Raw genomic sequence first — 17,026 nt, forward strand, 5'->3', positions numbered from 1 at the left:
GACAATCTCTAGGAGAACATCGTGGCGGCGATGTGCTGAAAAATAGCAGAATATCCGAGCGTCGTCACCCATTTCTCTGCGATCAGAGATTCAAAACGTCCAAACAGACTCGAATAGCACGGGGGTGGTGGTGGTGAGATGTCAAGAGAACCGAGTCCGGAGCAGAAGCGAGCCCTTAAGATATGGCTAAAAGACCGCACGAAGAAGCCGAAAGAGATCGCCGAGATAGTCGGTGTATCGCCCGAGCTCGTTCGCAAGTGGAAGAGTCTCGGCAGGTGGGAGCAGATACCGGAGAAGCGCCCCCGCGGCGGACAGCGCGGAAACAAGAATGCAAAGGGCAATAAAGGCGGTTCTGGAGCTCCACCTGGCAACGATCGAGCCGTTAAACATGGTCTGTTTCGCAAGTTCATGCCGCAGGACGGTGACTTTCTCGAAATCATGGACATGGTAGCCGAAATGGAACCATTGGACATGCTTTGGCAGAACATTATCACGCAGTTCACCGCGATCATCCGCGCCCCGGCAATCATGCACGTTACCGCCAAGGATGAGATGATCAAGGAAATCAAGAAGCAAAAGTTTGAAATCCATTCCGAAGTTGACGAGGAAACGGGCCAAGAAAAACCCAAGCAAATGCTCGTCGAAGAAGAATTTGAATTCCAGTTCTCTTGGGACCGTTACGCGACGTTCCTCAAAGCGCAATCGGTGGCGATGGCCGAATTCCGTTCGATGGTCAAGCAGTTCATGACGGCAGCGCCCGAGAATGACGAGCGCCGAGCTAAACTGGAACTGATGCAAGCGCAGATCGACAAAGCGAAGGTGGATGCCGAGAAAGCGCGAGCAGAAATCAAGAAACTCGGTGGCGATGGGTCCGGCGCTTCGGACGATGGATTCATGGACGCACTGAAGGGCAAGGCTGCGGAGGTGTGGAGCGATGGCGGCACCGAAGCTTAAACAGCCTACCTTCCGATGGTCGCCGTTCTCGAAGAAGCAGTTACAAGTGCTGACGTGGTGGATGCCGCAATCACCGCACAAGGACAAAGACGCGATTATCGCAGACGGTTCGGTGCGCGCCGGCAAGACGGTTGCGATGTCCTTCTCCTACGTCGCCTGGGCGATGGATTCATTCATCGGCGAACAGTTCGGCATGGCTGGCAAGACGATCGGCGCGCTGCGTCGTAACGTCGTCGGGCCGCTCAAGCGGATGCTCCGAAGCCGCGGTTATGATGTGCATGACGATCAGACGGCGAACATGCTCACAGTCACACGCGGACTTGTCGTGAACTACTTCTTCCTATTCGGTGGCAAAGATGAGCGGTCACAAGATCTGATTCAAGGTATCACGTTGGCTGGCATGTTCTTTGATGAGGTCGCGCTGATGCCACAGTCGTTCGTCAATCAGGCGACCGCGCGGTGTTCGGTGGATGGCGCAAAGTTCTGGTTTAACTGTAACCCGGCTGGACCGTATCACTGGTTCAAGATCGAATGGCTCGATCAGCTGCGGCAGAAGAATGCACTGCACCTTCACTTCACGATGGATGATAACTTGTCGCTGTCGGAGAAAGTGAAGGAACGCTATCGCCGGATGTACTCCGGTATCTTCTTCAAACGCTATATTCTCGGCTTGTGGGTCATGGCCGAAGGCGTCATCTACGATATGTTCGACCGGGAGAAGCATGTTGTTCCGACCATTGAGCGCGCGTATTCCAATTACTACGTCTCTTGCGACTATGGCACACAGAACCCTATGACCTTCGGGCTATGGGGTCTTTTTGATGAGACATGGTACAAGGTCAAAGAATATCACTACGATGGCCGGAAGAGATTACGGCAGAAGACGGATGAAGAGTATTGCGCCGATCTGGAAGAGTTCGTCGGCGATGTCGATCCGCAAGCGATCATCGTTGACCCATCGGCAGCATCGTTCATAGCCGCGATCCGCAAGCGCGGGAGGTTCTACGTCACCGAAGCAAAGAACGATGTTCTTGACGGCATTCGGAACACCGCGACGGCGATCAGCGAAGGCAAGATCAAGTACAACGATTGCTGCACGGAGACGTTCCGCGAGTTTTCGTCGTACATCTGGGACGAGAAAGCAGCCGCGCGCGGCGAGGACAAGCCACTTAAGCAGAATGACCACCAGATGGACGGAGACAGGTACTTCGTCAATACGGTCGTGTTCGCGCCAGAGATGAAGTATAGCATCCATCGGCCATCAGGCTGGTAAGAAAGGAGAGTACAAATTGACCATTGTCTACACCAAACAGAAGTTCCCACCTCCGCCGTTCGACAAGGACGTCGCCGCAATGACGTACTTCCGGGCGCTGTACGAAGGCGATCACGCCGAGATTTTCCCGCGAGCGAAGCAAATCGCGAAAGACGTTCGCTTCGGGTGGAAAAGAACCGGCGTCAAGACGTGGACGCAGACACGTGAAGTCGTCGACGTCAACCAAATGTACGTGGTAGCCAACTTCAGCAGCCTAATCGCCGAGGTGCCGGCCGACCTTATTAACCGCGCGTTGGGAAATATCTCAGCTGACACTGAAGACGACCAAGCGCTGCTTGACTTTATCACTGCGGTTGCCAGCGTCAGCAAGGTGAACGAGAAGATATGGGCTGCGGTCACGCAGCACCAGGTCGACGGCCTAATCGCGTACCGCGCTCGCCGGGATGCGAGTGGCAAAACGTGGTTCGAGTGGGCGCTCGGCGATCGATACTTCCCACATGATGATGGCCGCGGCGCGGACCTTGCTTGGATCGAGGAACGCGGCGAGGAGACGAACAAGAAGAAGTTCCTCCGCATCGAGCGGCAGCGAATCGAAGAAGCTGGCCTGACGGTGCAGCAAATGGTGTTTAAGGTGGAGGGTGAGGTTGTAGGTGAGCAAGTCGATACGGCGACGTATGCAGCGACTTATGAAGTCGATATTCCGGAGGATGCCATTCTTGATGGCGTGACTGAGATCATGTGCGGCGCGATCACGAACGACGAGACGCTGCTGCGCCCACGCGGCCGGTCGGCGCTGCGGAACATCGACACAATCCAAGAAGAGATCAACTGGACCATCACGCGCGATTCCATTGTGTTCGAAAAGCACGGCAAGCCAAAGTTGGCAATCCCTTCAGCACTCTGGAACACCGTCGCTAACGAGAATGGTAGGAACTACGGCCAACGCTTCGTCCGCAACGCCGACCTCGAGGTGGTCAGCTACGACGAGAACAAGGGCGCGATTCCGCAGTACATCACATGGGATGCAAAGACGGCTCAGAGCTTCGAGCATGTGACGCGGCTCATCCAGTACATGCTGGCGATCAGTAAGACTTCGCCGCAGGCGGCTGGGCTCGAGGAAGGCAAGGGCGACACCGGCGTCGCGCTCCTTTACCTCTGGATTCAGTCGGTCATCAAGGCTGAGGCGATCAAGGACAAGTTTGACGCCGGCATCAAGGACGCGATCCGCAAGTGCATCATCCTTGAGAACGCGTTGGGCGGCACCGACTACGAGGTTGCGGCGCCGGCGATCGAGTGGGGCGACATGCTTCCGAAGGCTGACAGCGAGAAGGACACCGAAGAAATCGAGAAGTATTCCGGTGGAGTCCAGTCGCTCGAGGCGACAGTCCGGCGCATGCACCCGGATTGGTCCGAGGATGCGATCACGGCCGAGCTCCAGAAGATTCAAGACGAGAAAGCAACGGATGCCTTGAACCCAACTTACACGCAGCCGCCGAAGGTGACGGTATAAGATGGCCGCAGTCGAGCAATTAATCGCGCTCTACGTCAATGCCGACGAGCGATTACGGGCGCTTGTCCAGTCACTCGAGGATGGAAATGTCTCGAAGCGCCGCAAAGAGCAACTGCTGAGGCAGATCGAAGCGATTATTGCGGAGCTGACCGGAAAAGCAGGGCAGCAGATGGCCGGCGTTGTCGGCGAAGAGTACCGTGCCGGCGCTGCGGCGGCCGTTGAGCAGATGGTTGCTGCTGGTCTATCGTTCGAATCGATCAACCAGACGCTAAAGGCCATAGTCCATCAAGGTGCCGCGCAGGCGATCATGGACGAGGCGTTTTACTCGATCCTTGAAGCCAGTGACAACATGAGCGCGGATGTCAAGAAGCGGATCGAGGAAGTAGCGAGGGCCGCCAATGCGAAATCGCTCGCCGAAGGAATGAGCCGTCGAGAGGCAACACGACAGGCGGTCGCAGACCTCAATAGCCGCGGCATCACCGGTATCATTGCCAAGAATGGAGCAAGAATCCCGGTTGACGCGTATATGTCCGGCGTTGTCCACTACCACCAGCGAAAGGCGCACGTCACTGGGACCGAGAACATGGCGGCGCAGAACGACATGGACCTCGTATATGTCAACGCAGTCGGCATCACATGCGAATACTGCGCCAAGTACCAGGGCCGCGTTTACTCGATCAGCGGCAAGGATGAGCGATTCCCGAAGCTTGAACAAAAGCCGCCGTACCATTCGCATTGTGTTCATTCGCTGTCGGTATGGGTGGAAGAGTATACGCCGGCCGACGAAGTCGAGCGCATGATAACCGCATCGAACCGTCCGTTTACCGACAATCGAACAGAACGCTACAAACTGCGGTACGAACAGCTCCAACGCGAGAAGTCGCGGAAGAACGAGACGCGCAAGCAGTGGATGCGGTACAAGGCGGCGATGCCGGACGCACCGGACCTTAAGACATTTGCGAGCATGAAGGCGAGGAATACTCAGGCTTATCGGGAATTGCAGGAGGATTACCGGAAGATAATCGCTAATGTGAAGGGGGATGACGCCATTGGATGAAGTGCTGGAGCGACGCTCTAAGCGTGAAGGCAAGGTGACGCCGCGAGCAGTCATCGAGAATCTGCTGCAGGCGATCGAGCGCGGCGATGTGGAGACCGTTGTATTCGTCGCTAGGCAGCCGGACGGATTGATCAAGAGCGGATGGAGCAATACCCTTCACACCGAACTGCTTGGTCTTCTGGAGTGCGGCAAGAATCATGTGCTTTGTAATATGTCTGAATGAGTCGCTCAAACGAGCGGCTTTTTCTTTTGTCCATCCATCGTCATGACATTAAACTGCCGATGAGATCAGGTGCCTACTGCCTTTCAGTAGAGGAAGGGGATTTATATGAACCAACCGTTTAAGAGACGCCTTAACCAAATCGGCATGCCGTTTGGTTTCCTCCAGATGTTCGCCGGTGATCCACCTGGAGGCGGCGGTGGCGGGAGCGATCCTGTCACATTTACCGAGGAACAGGTCAAGGAACGCGAGAAGGCGGCGGCAACAACTGCTGCAGAGAAAGCAGTGAAAGATCGCTTTGGAGACCTCGCAGGAATGGATCTGAAGGATTTGAAGAGGGCCGTCGCACTCATGAAAAAAGCCGACGAGGAAGCGGCTGCTGCGGCTTCGAAGTCCAAGTCGAAAGGCAAGGATGATGAAGATGCGCTTACGATGGAAGACGTCGAGAAGCGCGCCAAGGAGCTGCTCGAAGCCAGCCAGAAAGAACAGGCGGAAGCGACGTTCAAGCGCTTGCTCCGCGCCGAGGTTAAGGTTTTGGCGAATGAACTCGGGTTCGCCGATTGGGAGGACGCCGCGGCTCTCGCTGATCTGTCGAAGGTCAAGGAGAACGACAAAGGCGAACTCGAAGGCGTCAAGGAAGCGTTGCAGGAACTGCTCAAGAAGAAGCCGCATCTGGGGAAGTCCAAGGGAAACGGCTCTTTTGGCGCAGACGTTCGCGGCGGTGGATCCCATGACGATAAGAAGAAGTCTCTCGAGAAATTCGCCAATCTGGCAAAACAAGAAGGCACCCATGCGGCCGCACCCAATGACCCGTGGGCAAGCAAATAAGGAGGGTATGAAGCATGAATCTTCAACCGAAACCCCTATTCGAGGTACAGGATGACTACGAAATCCTTTCCTCGCATGAAGTCGTGCGTGAAGTTACGAACGGCATCACGATCGATTCTGCGGCTGTTGCAGCCGATGCCAACGGCGACAAGATCATTAAGAAGGGCATGCCGATGGCGAAGGTGACCGCAAGCGGCAAGTACGTGCCGTACAATGCTGCTGGCAACGATGGCAGCCAGAACCCGACCGTCATCTTGAAGCGGACCATCAACGTCAAGGACGGCGACGCGGTTGTCGGCGGCTACGAGGTCGCCAAGATCATCGCCGCACGCGTCCCGGTCACCGTCGATGCCGCGCTCAAGGGCAAGATGCCGAATATCGTCTTTGCCTAATCCTTGATCCATTTCAAACCGAAAGGGCTGAAGAACCAATATGAACGAACTCCAACTGCTTGAAGAAGCGTTGTCGGGAGAAGAACTCCTGACGTATGCGTCGAACCTCACCGTCCCGAACGACTACCTGCAGAACGTTCTGTTCCCGGCGCGTCAAACGGACGAGTTGACGGTCGATGTTATCAAGTCCTCGTCTCGCCTGCCGGTTATGGCGCAGATCGCCGAGCTCGGCACCGAGACGCGGTACGGTTCCCGCGAAGGTGTGAAGGGCGATCGGGTGGAAATCCCGAAGATCCAGCGCGGCCGCTGGATGGATGAGAAGCTCATTCGCCTGCTGTTGATGGCCGGCCAGAACCTCGGCCTGCGTAAGCAGGAGGTACAGCAGATCGTCCGGGAGCAACTCGACGATTCGAAGTATGCAGTCAACTCCATCCTCGCCCGGCGTGAGTGGATTGCCATGCAGGCGGCTTCGACTGGCGTCGTGTCCTATTCTGAAGGCGACGTTAAGCTGTCCGTCGACTACGGCTTCACTGCCGACCAAAAACCGGTTCTGACTGGCACGGATTTGTGGTCGGACACGGTCAACTCGACGCCGCTTGCGGACATCCAGGCTTGGTTCCAATACCAAGCGGATCGCGGCGTGAAGCTGACGCGTGCTCTGACCACGCAGGCAGTCGTCTCGCTACTCTTGCAGAACCTGTCCATCCGCAAGGCCTACTTCGGCGACCCGAGCGGCACAGCGAATCCGCCGCAGCTCAACAAGGCGCAACTCGACGCTGTCACTGATTCTCTCGGTCTGCCGCGTATCGTCGCATACGACACGCAGGCGCGCGTTGAGAACGATGCGCTGTCTGGTGGAAAGCTGGCGTTCAGCAACGTCCGCATGGCTGCTCCTGATCGCTTTGTGATGTTGCCTGACGGTCCGCTGGGTAACTACCTGTGGGCGACGACCACGGAGGAACTCATGGGCGGCTATGACGGCGTTGGCTCAGGCGAGAACGGCATCTTCGTCTTCCGCGACGTGCCGAACAAACATCCGTTGCGCGTGCGCACGGTGGGCGTCAACCTGGCGTTCCCGGTCTTCCCGTATGCCGACAGCGTCATGACCGCGAAGGTCATCTAACCATTATCTAAGAGGGAGCGCCTCCGGGCGCTCTTTCTCATTAAGAAAGGGTGAGCAAAATGAAAGTCAAGATTACAGCGGTAACCAAGGTCAACGGCTCGTGGAAGGGCCCCGGCGCCGAAGTCGACGTTGACGAGAAGCTCGGTGAAGAACTGATCGAGAAGCGCGTCGGCGTTGAGATCGAGAAGTCCGCGGCGGAGAAGGAAGCCGAGGAGAAGGCGGCAGCAGAGGCTAAAGCTGCGGCAAAGGCCGCCAAGGAAGCCGAGAAAGCCGAGAAGGAACTCAAGTCTCTCCGCAAGAAGGCGGCCGAACTCGGTATCGAAGGCGCCGACGAGAAGGATGCCGAAACGCTGACCGCGGAGATTGCTGCCAAAGAGCAAAAGTAGGTGACCGCCGATGGACCGCCAAGAAGTAGCGGACTGGATTGCGGACAATCTCCTTGACTCTGACGCGTGGGACCGGGCAAACGAACAAAAGCAGGCAGTTGCTGTAAAGCAGGCTGAGCGCAATCTGGCCCGTTGGTATCCAGCAGCTGCCCTTGATGTCTCGCTAATTGCCTACCAGGCAGTATGGGAACTGCAAGGCGTCGACCCGGCGCTCAAGTTCCAGCGGCACAACGTCAAGACGATCACCGACAACGGCGAGTCCATCTCGTACAAAGACGGTGTCCGCGATAGCGTTGCGCCTGACGTGCGCCAACTGCTTGGGGCTACTGCTGACGAGATCGCATCGGGAGAGGCTGAGAACGGCTCTACGCCTCTCTACGGCGGTGTTCTTTTATGAGCATCTTCGGTTACCCGGCGAAAGTGACTCATTATCACTCCGAAGTGGATGATTGGGGCCGGCCGCTTCCACCGACCGCCACCGAGAAGCGAGCAAAGGTCGTTGAGGAACAGCGCCTCATCAAGAATGCCAAGGGCGAGGACGTGCAGATCGCGTATGCGATTTCTCTCGAGGGCGTCAATGCTGTCGGATTCGACGATTACATCGAGTACGTCAACGCGCTTGGCATCACCATCCGCTGCGAAGTCGCTCATATCGAAGTCCGGAAAAACCTCGGGACCGACGATGTGAAGGAGGTTGTCGTCTATGGCCGGCCGCAAAATATTTAGCTTCGGACTTGAAGGTATTGAGGCGATGGTCGGCGCGCTAGATCAGATCGACGAACACATCGAGCGACGTATCGACGAGGTGCTGACGAAGCTCGCGTTGAAGGTAGCGCACGACGCCAAGCGTCTTGCTCCGATCGATTCCGGCGACCTCGAGGCGGCGATCAACGTCGGCGAAGTTAAGAAACTCATCGGTATGACGTATATCGACATCGGGACAAGCCCAGAGGTTGATCAATACGCTGTCGTGCAGCATGAGGGTTTCCGGCACACGTCGAACGGCTCCATCGTCGAGATGAAGCCTGGCGAGAAGACGCTGAGCAAAGGATCATATAACGGATACTTGCCGGGCAAGAAGTTTCTCGAGAACGCTTTGAAGATGAACGAGAATCTCATCATCGAAGAGTTGTCGAAGGTACTGGGGGTGGCGTAAATGTTGGCAAGCGAGCTGATTGAATACCTGACCGCGGCCGGCTACACCGTCTACCCGGACCCGAACTTCATCCCGGCTGATCTGCCTGAGACGAAACTGCCTTGCTTATTCGTATTTGGCACCGGTAGCTTCGAACCGCATGCCTACGTACCGACCGAGCGCCCAACGTTCCAAGTCATCGTCAAAGGCAAGTCCTACAAGACGCTGCCGGCGAACATGGCCGCAACCGAAGCGCTCGCGAAGGGACTCATCAAACATCTGCATCGCCGGGCGAACTACGAGGTTGGCGAGACGCGTGTGTTCTCGAGCCTCGCGCAGCAGTCGTCGCCGATTCCTCTCGGTCAGGACGATGCGGATCATCCCATGTTTTCAACCAATTTCCTGTTCTACACGAAGGAGGCTTAAACGATGAGTGAAATCGTTGATAAGATTTTCGCAGGCCCCGGCATCTTTATCTGGGGCGTCGACGAGACTGGTGCTAACGAAACGGATGCCGTCACAGTCGATCTGACGCAGGGTGGTATTACATTCACCACGACCACTTCCTACTTCGAGCCCAAAGTAGACCAATTTGGTGATGCGCCGGTCAAGTCGGTCATTACCAGCATCGTGGGCGCCGTCACATTCGATACTCCGGACATGGACTTCGAAAAGGTCGTGAAATTCAACCCGAACGCCGACAAGATCACGGATGCCACGACGACGACGAAGGTGAAGTACGAAGTCTCCGGTCTGGCCGGTCAAGAATTGCCTCGTAAGCGCGCGGTCATCAAGCCGCTTGGCGTATCGGACCCGAGCCGCTTCATCTACATCGAAGCCTGCGCGGTCAAATTCGATCTGAACGCTGGCTTCAAAAACGACGACAACCTGAAGCAGTCGATCTCGGCCGCTGCCTATCCTAGCACCGACCCGGATCACTACGGCTTGCTCTACACTTGGGGGGACATCTCCGCCGCGGCAGCAGCAAGTTAATCAACACCGCACGACAGCAGAGGGGGCTTCGGCCCTCTCTTATTCATTCCATCCCATAGGGGGAATCAAGGTGCTGAACCTTTTGAAGAAAGACCGAGTCCAACTCGGCAACAAGAAAGTCGAAGTCCCGAAGCTGACGCGCACGCGCCTTAAGAAACTGACCGATCATATCGGCACCATTGGCGACTTCCTCGTCAAGCTATTCCTGACTCCCGAACAAGATCGCGCGGTGTTCATCGTGGCCGCCGCTGACGTGACGATAGATGAGATTTACGAACTGACCTCGCTGCTGAGCGACCTCCCGATCGAGTACCTTGACGAGCACGCCAGCCTTGTCGAGTGCACCGAGTTCCTGCGGCTTACGTGGGAGAAAAACGACATTAATTCCGCTCTGGGAAACTTAAACGGCCTGATTCCTCCGATGGCTCAGCAGTTCGTTCAGAGCATTCTCAAGCGGATGGAACAGGCCAAAGGATAACGGCAGACGAGTTTGTTTTGCGTTGCTGCATTGTTCTTGGCAAGACGCAGCACGAGATTGAGAGCGAGTACGCTTGGATCGATTTGCCGCAGTTGCTGCATCTCACCGGCGAGCGCCGGGCGCGAGAGTTGATCGAGAATATCCAAGTATCGTCGTTCCCTCATTACACCGAGGAGACGCGCAAAGATATTTTAAAAGGTCTACAGGCGAAGATGCCGAAGCTGGCTAAGGAGCCGCCGAAGTCGGCAGAAGATCAGTATCAAGCGCTGCTCGCGCGGATGAAGGTGGGTGGTTAGATGGGAACTCAAATCGGGGAACTTAGGGCGCGCATGATCGCTGAAGCTTCGCAAATGAAGTCGGAGATTGCAGAAGTTAAGAAGGGCATAACTGGACTGGGAGAAGAGGGACAGAAGACATCAAAGGCATTTGATACGATGAGTTCGTCGTTGGGGCAGATCGCCCAAAACACGAGTGCATTGAAGTCGATCGACGAGCAACTTAAGAAACTTGATCCATCCAAGGTAGAGAAGGGCCTCGACGCAATCGTCGCTGAACTCCAGAAAATGGGGCAGGCGAGCAAGCAAGCCGAAAAGGTCGGAGACGAGCTGAAGGACACCGGCACGGCTGCCAAACAAGCTGAAGCGAGCTTCGAAGGTCTTAATGCAGCATTGGGACAACTCGGTATCGACGCGAAGAAGATAGATGCGATAAACACCGAGATTCGTAAGGCGAACCCTAAAATCCTTGAGAAGCAGTTGCAAGCAGTACGGGATCAACTCCGCGGGATCGGGTTGGATGCCAAGCAAATCGAGCAGATCGAGAAGGAACTGAAAGAGACGGACAAGTCGACGAGGCAGGCGAAGGGGTCTATGGAAGGTCTTGGCTCTGCCGTGGCCGCTGTAGGTGCCGGAGCTACCTTCGTAAAGCTGACAGCCACCATTAAGTCTCTCGCTGACGAAGCACAGCAGCTCTCGATGGCGTATTCCGGTCTGTCCGCGGTGTCAAAGTCCCTTAACGTTGACGTCGAGAAGTCAGCGGATCTTGCAGACGAGCTCGCCGATCGGTGGGGTCTGAGTCGTACGGAGATGGCTAACACGGTCAAGACATACCTTGCGGCCGGCATGACACTCGACCAAACGCGGGAGATCATGATTGCAACGGCTGACGCCGCGGCGTATAACCGGCAAGCAAACCTCTCTTGGGGCGAAGCGATCAACCAGGTTGCTCAAGGCATTAAGATGGGCAACTCCGACCTAACGGACGCTGCCGGCATCACGACGAACCTCTCGGTTATGTATGATCGTTATGCACAGACGATCGGAAAGTCGGCAGCGAATCTCACCGAGGCGGAGAAGATCCAAGCCGCCTACAATGGCATGCTGCAGGAAGGCGCTATGTTCGCAGGGAACGCGGACGATGCGATGACTGGCTATACCGGCACTCAAGCCACCTTTAACCAGACGCTCCAAGAGGCGCGGATTGAACTTGGCGAAGACTTCTTGCCGGTCCTGCAGGAACTGCTCGATACAGTGACACCGCTTATCCGAGAGTTCGCTTCATTCGCGGATGGGAATGAGGAAGTTGTCGCTGGTATCGCAGCAGCGTCCGTTGCCGTTATGGGATTTATTGCGCTTATTGGTGCGCTGTCTACCGCGTTCCTCGTCTTGAACACAGCTATGGGCGGGATTGGTGTTATCCTGACTTTAATCGGCGCCGCGGCGGCAGGAATCACTGCTTATTCCCTAGCAGCAGATGCAGCAGCTGAGTCTGTGTGGAAGTTCGCACAGAACCAAGACGAGTTGAATAAGAAGCTTGCCGAGTCGCCTCTATCCAGATCGACAGACGATGTAAAGAAGCTGCAAGATGATATTGATACACTCAATAAAAAGCTCGAAGAGCAGAAGAATCTCCAAGACCAGATCAGCAAGCTAAATGATCAGCGCAATCAACTTGTCATTTCGAATGGTTCCAATGGAGAAGTTTACAAACTGTATCGCCAAATCTCTGATCTGAAGAGCAATCTCTCTGATGTGGATGATCAGTTGTCTCAATTAGGAATCAAGACGCCCGACGATGCTGCCAAGCGCCTGAAGGAGTTAAATGATCAGCTTGAAGCCTCTATTCCAGCGCTAGTAAAGTTGGAAGAAGCAAATCTTCGAGATACAGCGGCTCAGGTAAAGCACATTGATTCGGTCGCGAAGCTTAAAGATCAATACGAGCAGTTGGACAAGCAAACGAAGCTGACAACCGAGCAAAAGGCTGAATTAGCGAACATCGTGAAACAACTGACACAGGAATATCCGGGGTTACAGTCGGAGTTGGACGAAGAGGGCCGTTGGCACATCCGCAACACGGACCTGATTAATGATTTGATCCAAGCCGAAAGAGATTCTGTGGCTGAGACAGCGGATGCAGCGAAGAAGCGTCTTGAAACATGGAAGTCGGAGACTGAAGCGAAGCTCAAACTTGCGAAGGCGCAGGTTAAAGCCCTTATGTCTGCAGCTGGTGTCGACCTGGAGGATACCGAAATTGGCAGCAAACTCCCGAGTGGTCTTGCAAAGGGGTTGGACTTTGCCGGCGACCTTGCAATGCGGGCTGTGGCCGAAAAAGCGCAGTCTAACGTCAATGACTATCAGTTGCTGATTAACCAGATCGAGCAAGACATCCAGAACATCACAAGTGGTGCCTTTGACAAGTTCGGCGGAGCCGATGGCGGTGCAGGAGGTGGCACTGGAAGTGGTGGAACCAGCAAAACTGTCGCTGACATCCAGCAAGAGCAGTATCAGGCTGCACTTAAATTCTTGCAGTACAAGAAAGACCTCAACCAGGTTAGTGAGCAGCAAGAGATGGACTACCTGAACCGGATGCAGACGAAGTACAAGAACAACGCCGACATCCGTCAAGACCTCGAAGTCAAGGTGTATCAGTTGCAGCAGCAGATGAATCAAGAGTCGTTTGAAGCCTCCGAGGAATGGATTGAGCAGGAAGAACGTCGGATGACGCTCGCTGGCAAGAACGAGGATGAGATCACACAAATGAAGCTCGACGCTTGGACACGAGTTCGCAGTCGTTACGCAAAGGACACCGACTACTACAAGCAGGCCGACACCGAGGTCTATAACCTCAAGGTCGACCTGATCAAAGCCGCTCAACAAGTGCAAGAAGCGGCGGCTAAGCAGCAGGAGCAAGACGTCGATGATCTGTTAAAATCGACGACTGACGCGATCAAGAAACAAAAGCAGGCGCAGTTGGACGCGATCGATGAACAACGCAAGGCGATCGAGGATTATTACGATGCCCAACAGGCGTTGATCGACCAAGGCGAGCGACAACGACAACGAGACGCGCTGAACGCAGAGCGGGCGAAGTACGCCAATGCGACGTCGGAAGCCGGCAAGAAGCATCTGCAGGAGCTCGATGAGCAGCTGCGGCAGATGGACCTCGACGACCAGAAGGATGCTCTTGCCAAAGAGCGTGACCAGAAGCTCGCTTCGCTCGATCGGCAGAAAGATGATATCGAGGCATGGTATGACGAGCTCGAGAGCATCATCGATGATTACAAGGGCGATGCTATCAAGATATATCAAGCACTCGAAGATGATCGATTCAAGGCGTTCACAACCACCAACAGTAAGATTCGCGCCGAGTTAGAGAAGCTCGCGGCGGATTATGCGAACATCATGGGCGGGACGGGAGCGGCGGCGTCTTCCAGCGGCGCGGCGCAGACTTCTGGTTCTTCTAGCGCCTCCGTTGTTGCGCAGATGCAGGCGAACAGCATCGCTTGGCGGAACGCGACCACTGATGCCGAGAAGGCATCGTATGCGGCGGCCAACGAGCAGCTTGGGGCGTCGATCGGTGCGCACAAGAACAGCGCAACCGGAAAGTGGTACGATTCCAACGGCATGCCTTTATTCCACGGAGGCCGCGACGGCGTGACGGGACTCAACTTCCGCTCGCCTGACCAACTGATGCCGGACGAAATCACAGCAATCCTGCGCGACACGGAGTATGTATTTACGCCAGAGCAATTGAAAAGCCTTGTCAACGCTAGCGGTTCGACCGCAACCATCCACATTGAGAAGATCATGGAAGTGAACGACCCGGTGTTCGAGGACGGCATCGATCTTCGGACGTTCGGGCGCGAGACAGGCGACACCGCTGCGGAAATTCTACGCAAGAACATCACGGGGGGTGGTTGATTTGTATGGGTTTACGTACCGCGGTCGGCATAGCTCGGAGTTCGGCATCACGCTCCTGTCGTCCAAAATCAACTCTCCCGATCTCCGAGAATACGAGGACGAGGTGACCGGGCTTCCTGGCGTGATCGACTACGGAACGGAATTCGGAAAGAGGCAGATTGATCTCTCTATCGATATAACTCCGTCCAATGAACCGTTCAAGGTTCAGCAATCTCGCATTTATAACTGGCTCAATCCTACTCAGGCGGCCGGAGTGCTCGTTTTCGACGAGACACCGGACCGCTATTATTATGCTAAATTTACCGCCAAGTTGGGGCTTCAGCAAATCGGAAAGTATGGTACGTTCGAATTTTCGATGAAGTGCACCGATCCATTTGCTTACGGTTATCCGCACAGCATGGACCAAAGGCACCTATATGATTTCGGGCTGCAATACGATTCGGGGCTTATCTACCCGAACCCAACCGGATTCGAGTGGTTATATGGGGAACAGCGGAGCAGCTTGCAAAATTATGGTCCAATGGAGACCGGGATCAAGATCACTATCGCCGGGAATGCCATCGGCGGCAGCATTGAGCATGAGCAGAGCGGCAAAAGGCTATGGTTGCCGACAATGATCGGACAGTCGCTAGTCATCGATACCGGAGAGATGACGGCGAATCTCAATGGTTTAAATGCACTACCACAGATGTCCGGTGACTTCTTCGATCTCCATCCTGGTGTTAATGGTCTAATATTTCGGGCGGCGGCAGCGTCCGCTGTCGTGCAATATGATTGGCGATTCAAATATCTGTGAGGTGATCATATGCCTTTGGAGACAATCGGGCCTAGCATCGAGTCGGGGCCACTGAACGGGAACTTTGCATATCTGAATGGACTGCTCGGAGTGTCCAGCCTCCTCCGTCAAGCCCTCATCAATGGCAGTTTTGATGTGTGGCAGCGCGGAACAACATTTCCGATCTCAGGCGGAGGAGGGTATACCGCCGATAGGTGGTTTGCAAGACGCAACGGCAGCGCTCTAGGGCTAACAGTGTCCAGACAGCCCGGCGGGATTGGCAGGTACTGCATTAGGCTTCAGAGAGACGTGGGCAATACTGCTACTAATTACGCTTGGATGTCTCAGTTGATCGAGACTGCGAATACTATCCCGTTTCGCGGTCGGCAGGTTTCTTTGCGGTTTCGTGCACGCAAAGGGGCGGACTATAGCCAGTCGCAATCCGTCCTGACAGCAGCCGTTCGGAGCGGTACGGATGTAGACGGCACCTTTTCAAATTCGGGGGGGTCCATTAATGGAGAAGTGACTCTCGGATCGACATCTGTGGTGCTCACGACAAACTGGCAGGACTTTGAAGTGTCGTGCAATGCAGTGCCGGCTAATGCTAACCTGCTAAGTGCTAAGTTTGAGACGAGATCCGGCGCGAACGAATTTACTGGAGTTGCTGGAGCAAATGACTATGTTGAGATCGAATTGGTTGGTCTTAATGCGGGCGATGTGGCGTTGCCGGTTCAGCCGCGTTCGTATGGCGAAGAGTTGGCGCTGTGTCAGAGATACTATGAGAAGAGTTACAACATTGATACTAGTCCAGGAACCATCACTGCTGGAGGAGTACTAAAATGGGAATCGACGGGTTCTAGTTATTCTGGTTTTATGGTCCAATATAAAGTAACTAAGCGTATTAATCCTACTTTCGTTATTTATTCTCCGAATACAGGAACTCCAAATAATATTTTCGATCAAAATACCGGAGCTGATTTGACTGCTGCGGCGGAGGTTGCGCAAAGTTGTACAAGGATTCTCGTTGTTAACATCATTACAAACACTGGCGATTTTTTGTCTGCCCATTGGACAGCAGATGCCGAACTATAAGGAGGATCAATATGGACGGATACAAACTCTATATCCGTGTAGACGACCAGCAGCGTATCATAGACGGATACGCCGATTGGCAGACGGACAAGCGATCCGCTGACGAGATCCTGATCTGCGAAGACGGACCAAGGCACTTCCAGCTCTACTGGACGGAGCGGATGATCAACGATCGCGGCCAGCACCTTTACAAGTGGATTAATGGACAGCGCGCCGAACGGTCGCTGGACGAGCTCGACGCCGAATGGGCGGCGCGGCCGCCGACACCGCCGACTGATGCGGAGCGGATCGATCAGTTGACCGCGCAAAATGCGACGATGCTCATGGATGCCGCCAACAAGGCTGTGCAGATCGTCCAGCAGCAACAGATGATCGCCAGCCTGATGATGACGGTCGCCCAATTAAAAGCTGGAGGTGCTGAGTAATGTACTTCGATTGGATCAAGCAATTCTACGACGCAGGTATGCCAGGCTATGACGCTGAGGGCATCAAGGTATTTGTGGCAGCTGGCTGGATCACCGCTGAGCAATTTAAAGACATTACTGATGTCGATTATGCAGCCTCCGCTTAGGCGAGGGCTTTTTTGTGGTGTTAGGAGCTATTCCTGTAAT

At 54.9% G+C, this 17,026-nt stretch carries 21 protein-coding genes; all 21 read left to right on the plus strand.

What is annotated here, in order from left to right:
• Positions 1–138 precede the first annotated feature (138 nt).
• The 21 genes from terS to H4Q31_RS04155 all read left to right on the plus strand — a co-directional run bounded on the left by terS (position 139) and on the right by H4Q31_RS04155 (position 16,986).
• On the plus strand, positions 139–954 hold the full coding sequence (gene terS, locus H4Q31_RS04055; RefSeq protein ID WP_185177791.1) for a phage terminase small subunit: 816 nt from the start codon (positions 139–141) through the stop codon (positions 952–954).
• A complete protein-coding gene (locus H4Q31_RS04060; protein WP_185177792.1) occupies positions 935–2,227 on the plus strand; it encodes a PBSX family phage terminase large subunit in 1,293 nt (430 codons plus the stop codon). The genes terS and H4Q31_RS04060 overlap by 20 nt, the downstream gene beginning before the upstream one ends.
• Before the next feature lie 16 nt (positions 2,228–2,243).
• Positions 2,244–3,737 (plus strand): phage portal protein, encoded by a 1,494-nt coding sequence (locus H4Q31_RS04065; protein ID WP_185177793.1) that lies wholly within the window; start codon positions 2,244–2,246, stop codon positions 3,735–3,737.
• Between the two features lies 1 nt (position 3,738).
• Positions 3,739–4,794: a phage minor capsid protein gene (locus H4Q31_RS04070; protein WP_185177794.1), complete on the plus strand. Its 1,056-nt coding sequence runs from the start codon at positions 3,739–3,741 to the stop codon at positions 4,792–4,794.
• 1 nt (position 4,795) lies between these two features.
• Positions 4,796–5,017 (plus strand): hypothetical protein, encoded by a 222-nt coding sequence (locus H4Q31_RS04075; protein ID WP_311771682.1) that lies wholly within the window; start codon positions 4,796–4,798, stop codon positions 5,015–5,017.
• 105 nt (positions 5,018–5,122) lie between these two features.
• Positions 5,123–5,842, plus strand: a complete 720-nt coding sequence (locus H4Q31_RS04080) for a scaffolding protein (protein WP_245347193.1) — start codon at positions 5,123–5,125, stop codon at positions 5,840–5,842.
• 14 nt (positions 5,843–5,856) lie between these two features.
• The gene (locus tag H4Q31_RS04085; RefSeq protein WP_185177796.1) at positions 5,857–6,234 is read left to right on the plus strand and encodes a head decoration protein; all 378 of its coding nucleotides are present in this window, start codon (positions 5,857–5,859) and stop codon (positions 6,232–6,234) included.
• 40 nt (positions 6,235–6,274) lie between these two features.
• The gene (locus H4Q31_RS04090) at positions 6,275–7,357 is read left to right on the plus strand and encodes a major capsid protein (RefSeq protein WP_185177797.1); all 1,083 of its coding nucleotides are present in this window, start codon (positions 6,275–6,277) and stop codon (positions 7,355–7,357) included.
• A 59-nt stretch (positions 7,358–7,416) separates the two neighbouring features.
• Positions 7,417–7,743, plus strand: coding sequence for a hypothetical protein (locus H4Q31_RS04095; protein WP_185177798.1), 327 nt, complete (start codon positions 7,417–7,419; stop codon positions 7,741–7,743).
• Between the two features lie 10 nt (positions 7,744–7,753).
• Complete coding sequence (locus H4Q31_RS04100) at positions 7,754–8,140, plus strand: hypothetical protein (protein ID WP_185177799.1); 387 nt, start codon at positions 7,754–7,756, stop codon at positions 8,138–8,140.
• Positions 8,137–8,469, plus strand: coding sequence for a hypothetical protein (locus H4Q31_RS04105; protein ID WP_185177800.1), 333 nt, complete (start codon positions 8,137–8,139; stop codon positions 8,467–8,469). The genes H4Q31_RS04100 and H4Q31_RS04105 overlap by 4 nt, the downstream gene beginning before the upstream one ends.
• A complete protein-coding gene (locus tag H4Q31_RS04110) occupies positions 8,447–8,899 on the plus strand; it encodes an HK97 gp10 family phage protein (RefSeq protein WP_185177801.1) in 453 nt (150 codons plus the stop codon). Before H4Q31_RS04105 ends, H4Q31_RS04110 begins: the two co-directional genes overlap by 23 nt.
• Positions 8,900–9,304 carry a minor capsid protein gene (locus H4Q31_RS04115; protein ID WP_185177802.1) on the plus strand — a complete coding sequence of 135 codons (405 nt, stop codon included), beginning with the start codon at positions 8,900–8,902 and terminating at the stop codon, positions 9,302–9,304.
• A 3-nt stretch (positions 9,305–9,307) separates the two neighbouring features.
• Positions 9,308–9,871, plus strand: a complete 564-nt coding sequence (locus H4Q31_RS04120; protein WP_185177803.1) for a hypothetical protein — start codon at positions 9,308–9,310, stop codon at positions 9,869–9,871.
• Positions 9,872–9,941: 70 nt separating this feature from the next.
• Positions 9,942–10,349, plus strand: coding sequence for a hypothetical protein (locus H4Q31_RS04125; RefSeq protein WP_185177804.1), 408 nt, complete (start codon positions 9,942–9,944; stop codon positions 10,347–10,349).
• A gap of 17 nt (positions 10,350–10,366) precedes the next feature.
• Positions 10,367–10,645 carry a hypothetical protein gene (locus tag H4Q31_RS04130; protein WP_185177805.1) on the plus strand — a complete coding sequence of 93 codons (279 nt, stop codon included), beginning with the start codon at positions 10,367–10,369 and terminating at the stop codon, positions 10,643–10,645.
• Positions 10,646–14,548, plus strand: coding sequence for a hypothetical protein (locus H4Q31_RS04135; RefSeq protein WP_185177806.1), 3,903 nt, complete (start codon positions 10,646–10,648; stop codon positions 14,546–14,548). It begins immediately after the preceding gene.
• A 1-nt stretch (position 14,549) separates the two neighbouring features.
• Entirely contained in the window at positions 14,550–15,344 is a 795-nt protein-coding gene (locus H4Q31_RS04140; RefSeq protein ID WP_185177807.1) for a distal tail protein Dit, read from the plus strand.
• A gap of 327 nt (positions 15,345–15,671) precedes the next feature.
• The gene (locus H4Q31_RS04145; RefSeq protein WP_185177808.1) at positions 15,672–16,415 is read left to right on the plus strand and encodes a hypothetical protein; all 744 of its coding nucleotides are present in this window, start codon (positions 15,672–15,674) and stop codon (positions 16,413–16,415) included.
• Positions 16,416–16,426: 11 nt separating this feature from the next.
• Positions 16,427–16,840, plus strand: a complete 414-nt coding sequence (locus H4Q31_RS04150; protein ID WP_185177809.1) for a hypothetical protein — start codon at positions 16,427–16,429, stop codon at positions 16,838–16,840.
• Positions 16,840–16,986, plus strand: coding sequence for an XkdX family protein (locus tag H4Q31_RS04155; RefSeq protein WP_185177810.1), 147 nt, complete (start codon positions 16,840–16,842; stop codon positions 16,984–16,986). The genes H4Q31_RS04150 and H4Q31_RS04155 overlap by 1 nt, the downstream gene beginning before the upstream one ends.
• Positions 16,987–17,026: the final 40 nt, after the last annotated feature.

It is taken from the genome of Cohnella lubricantis (assembly GCF_014212015.1).
Classification (GTDB): Bacteria; Bacillota; Bacilli; order Paenibacillales; family Paenibacillaceae; genus Cohnella; species Cohnella lubricantis.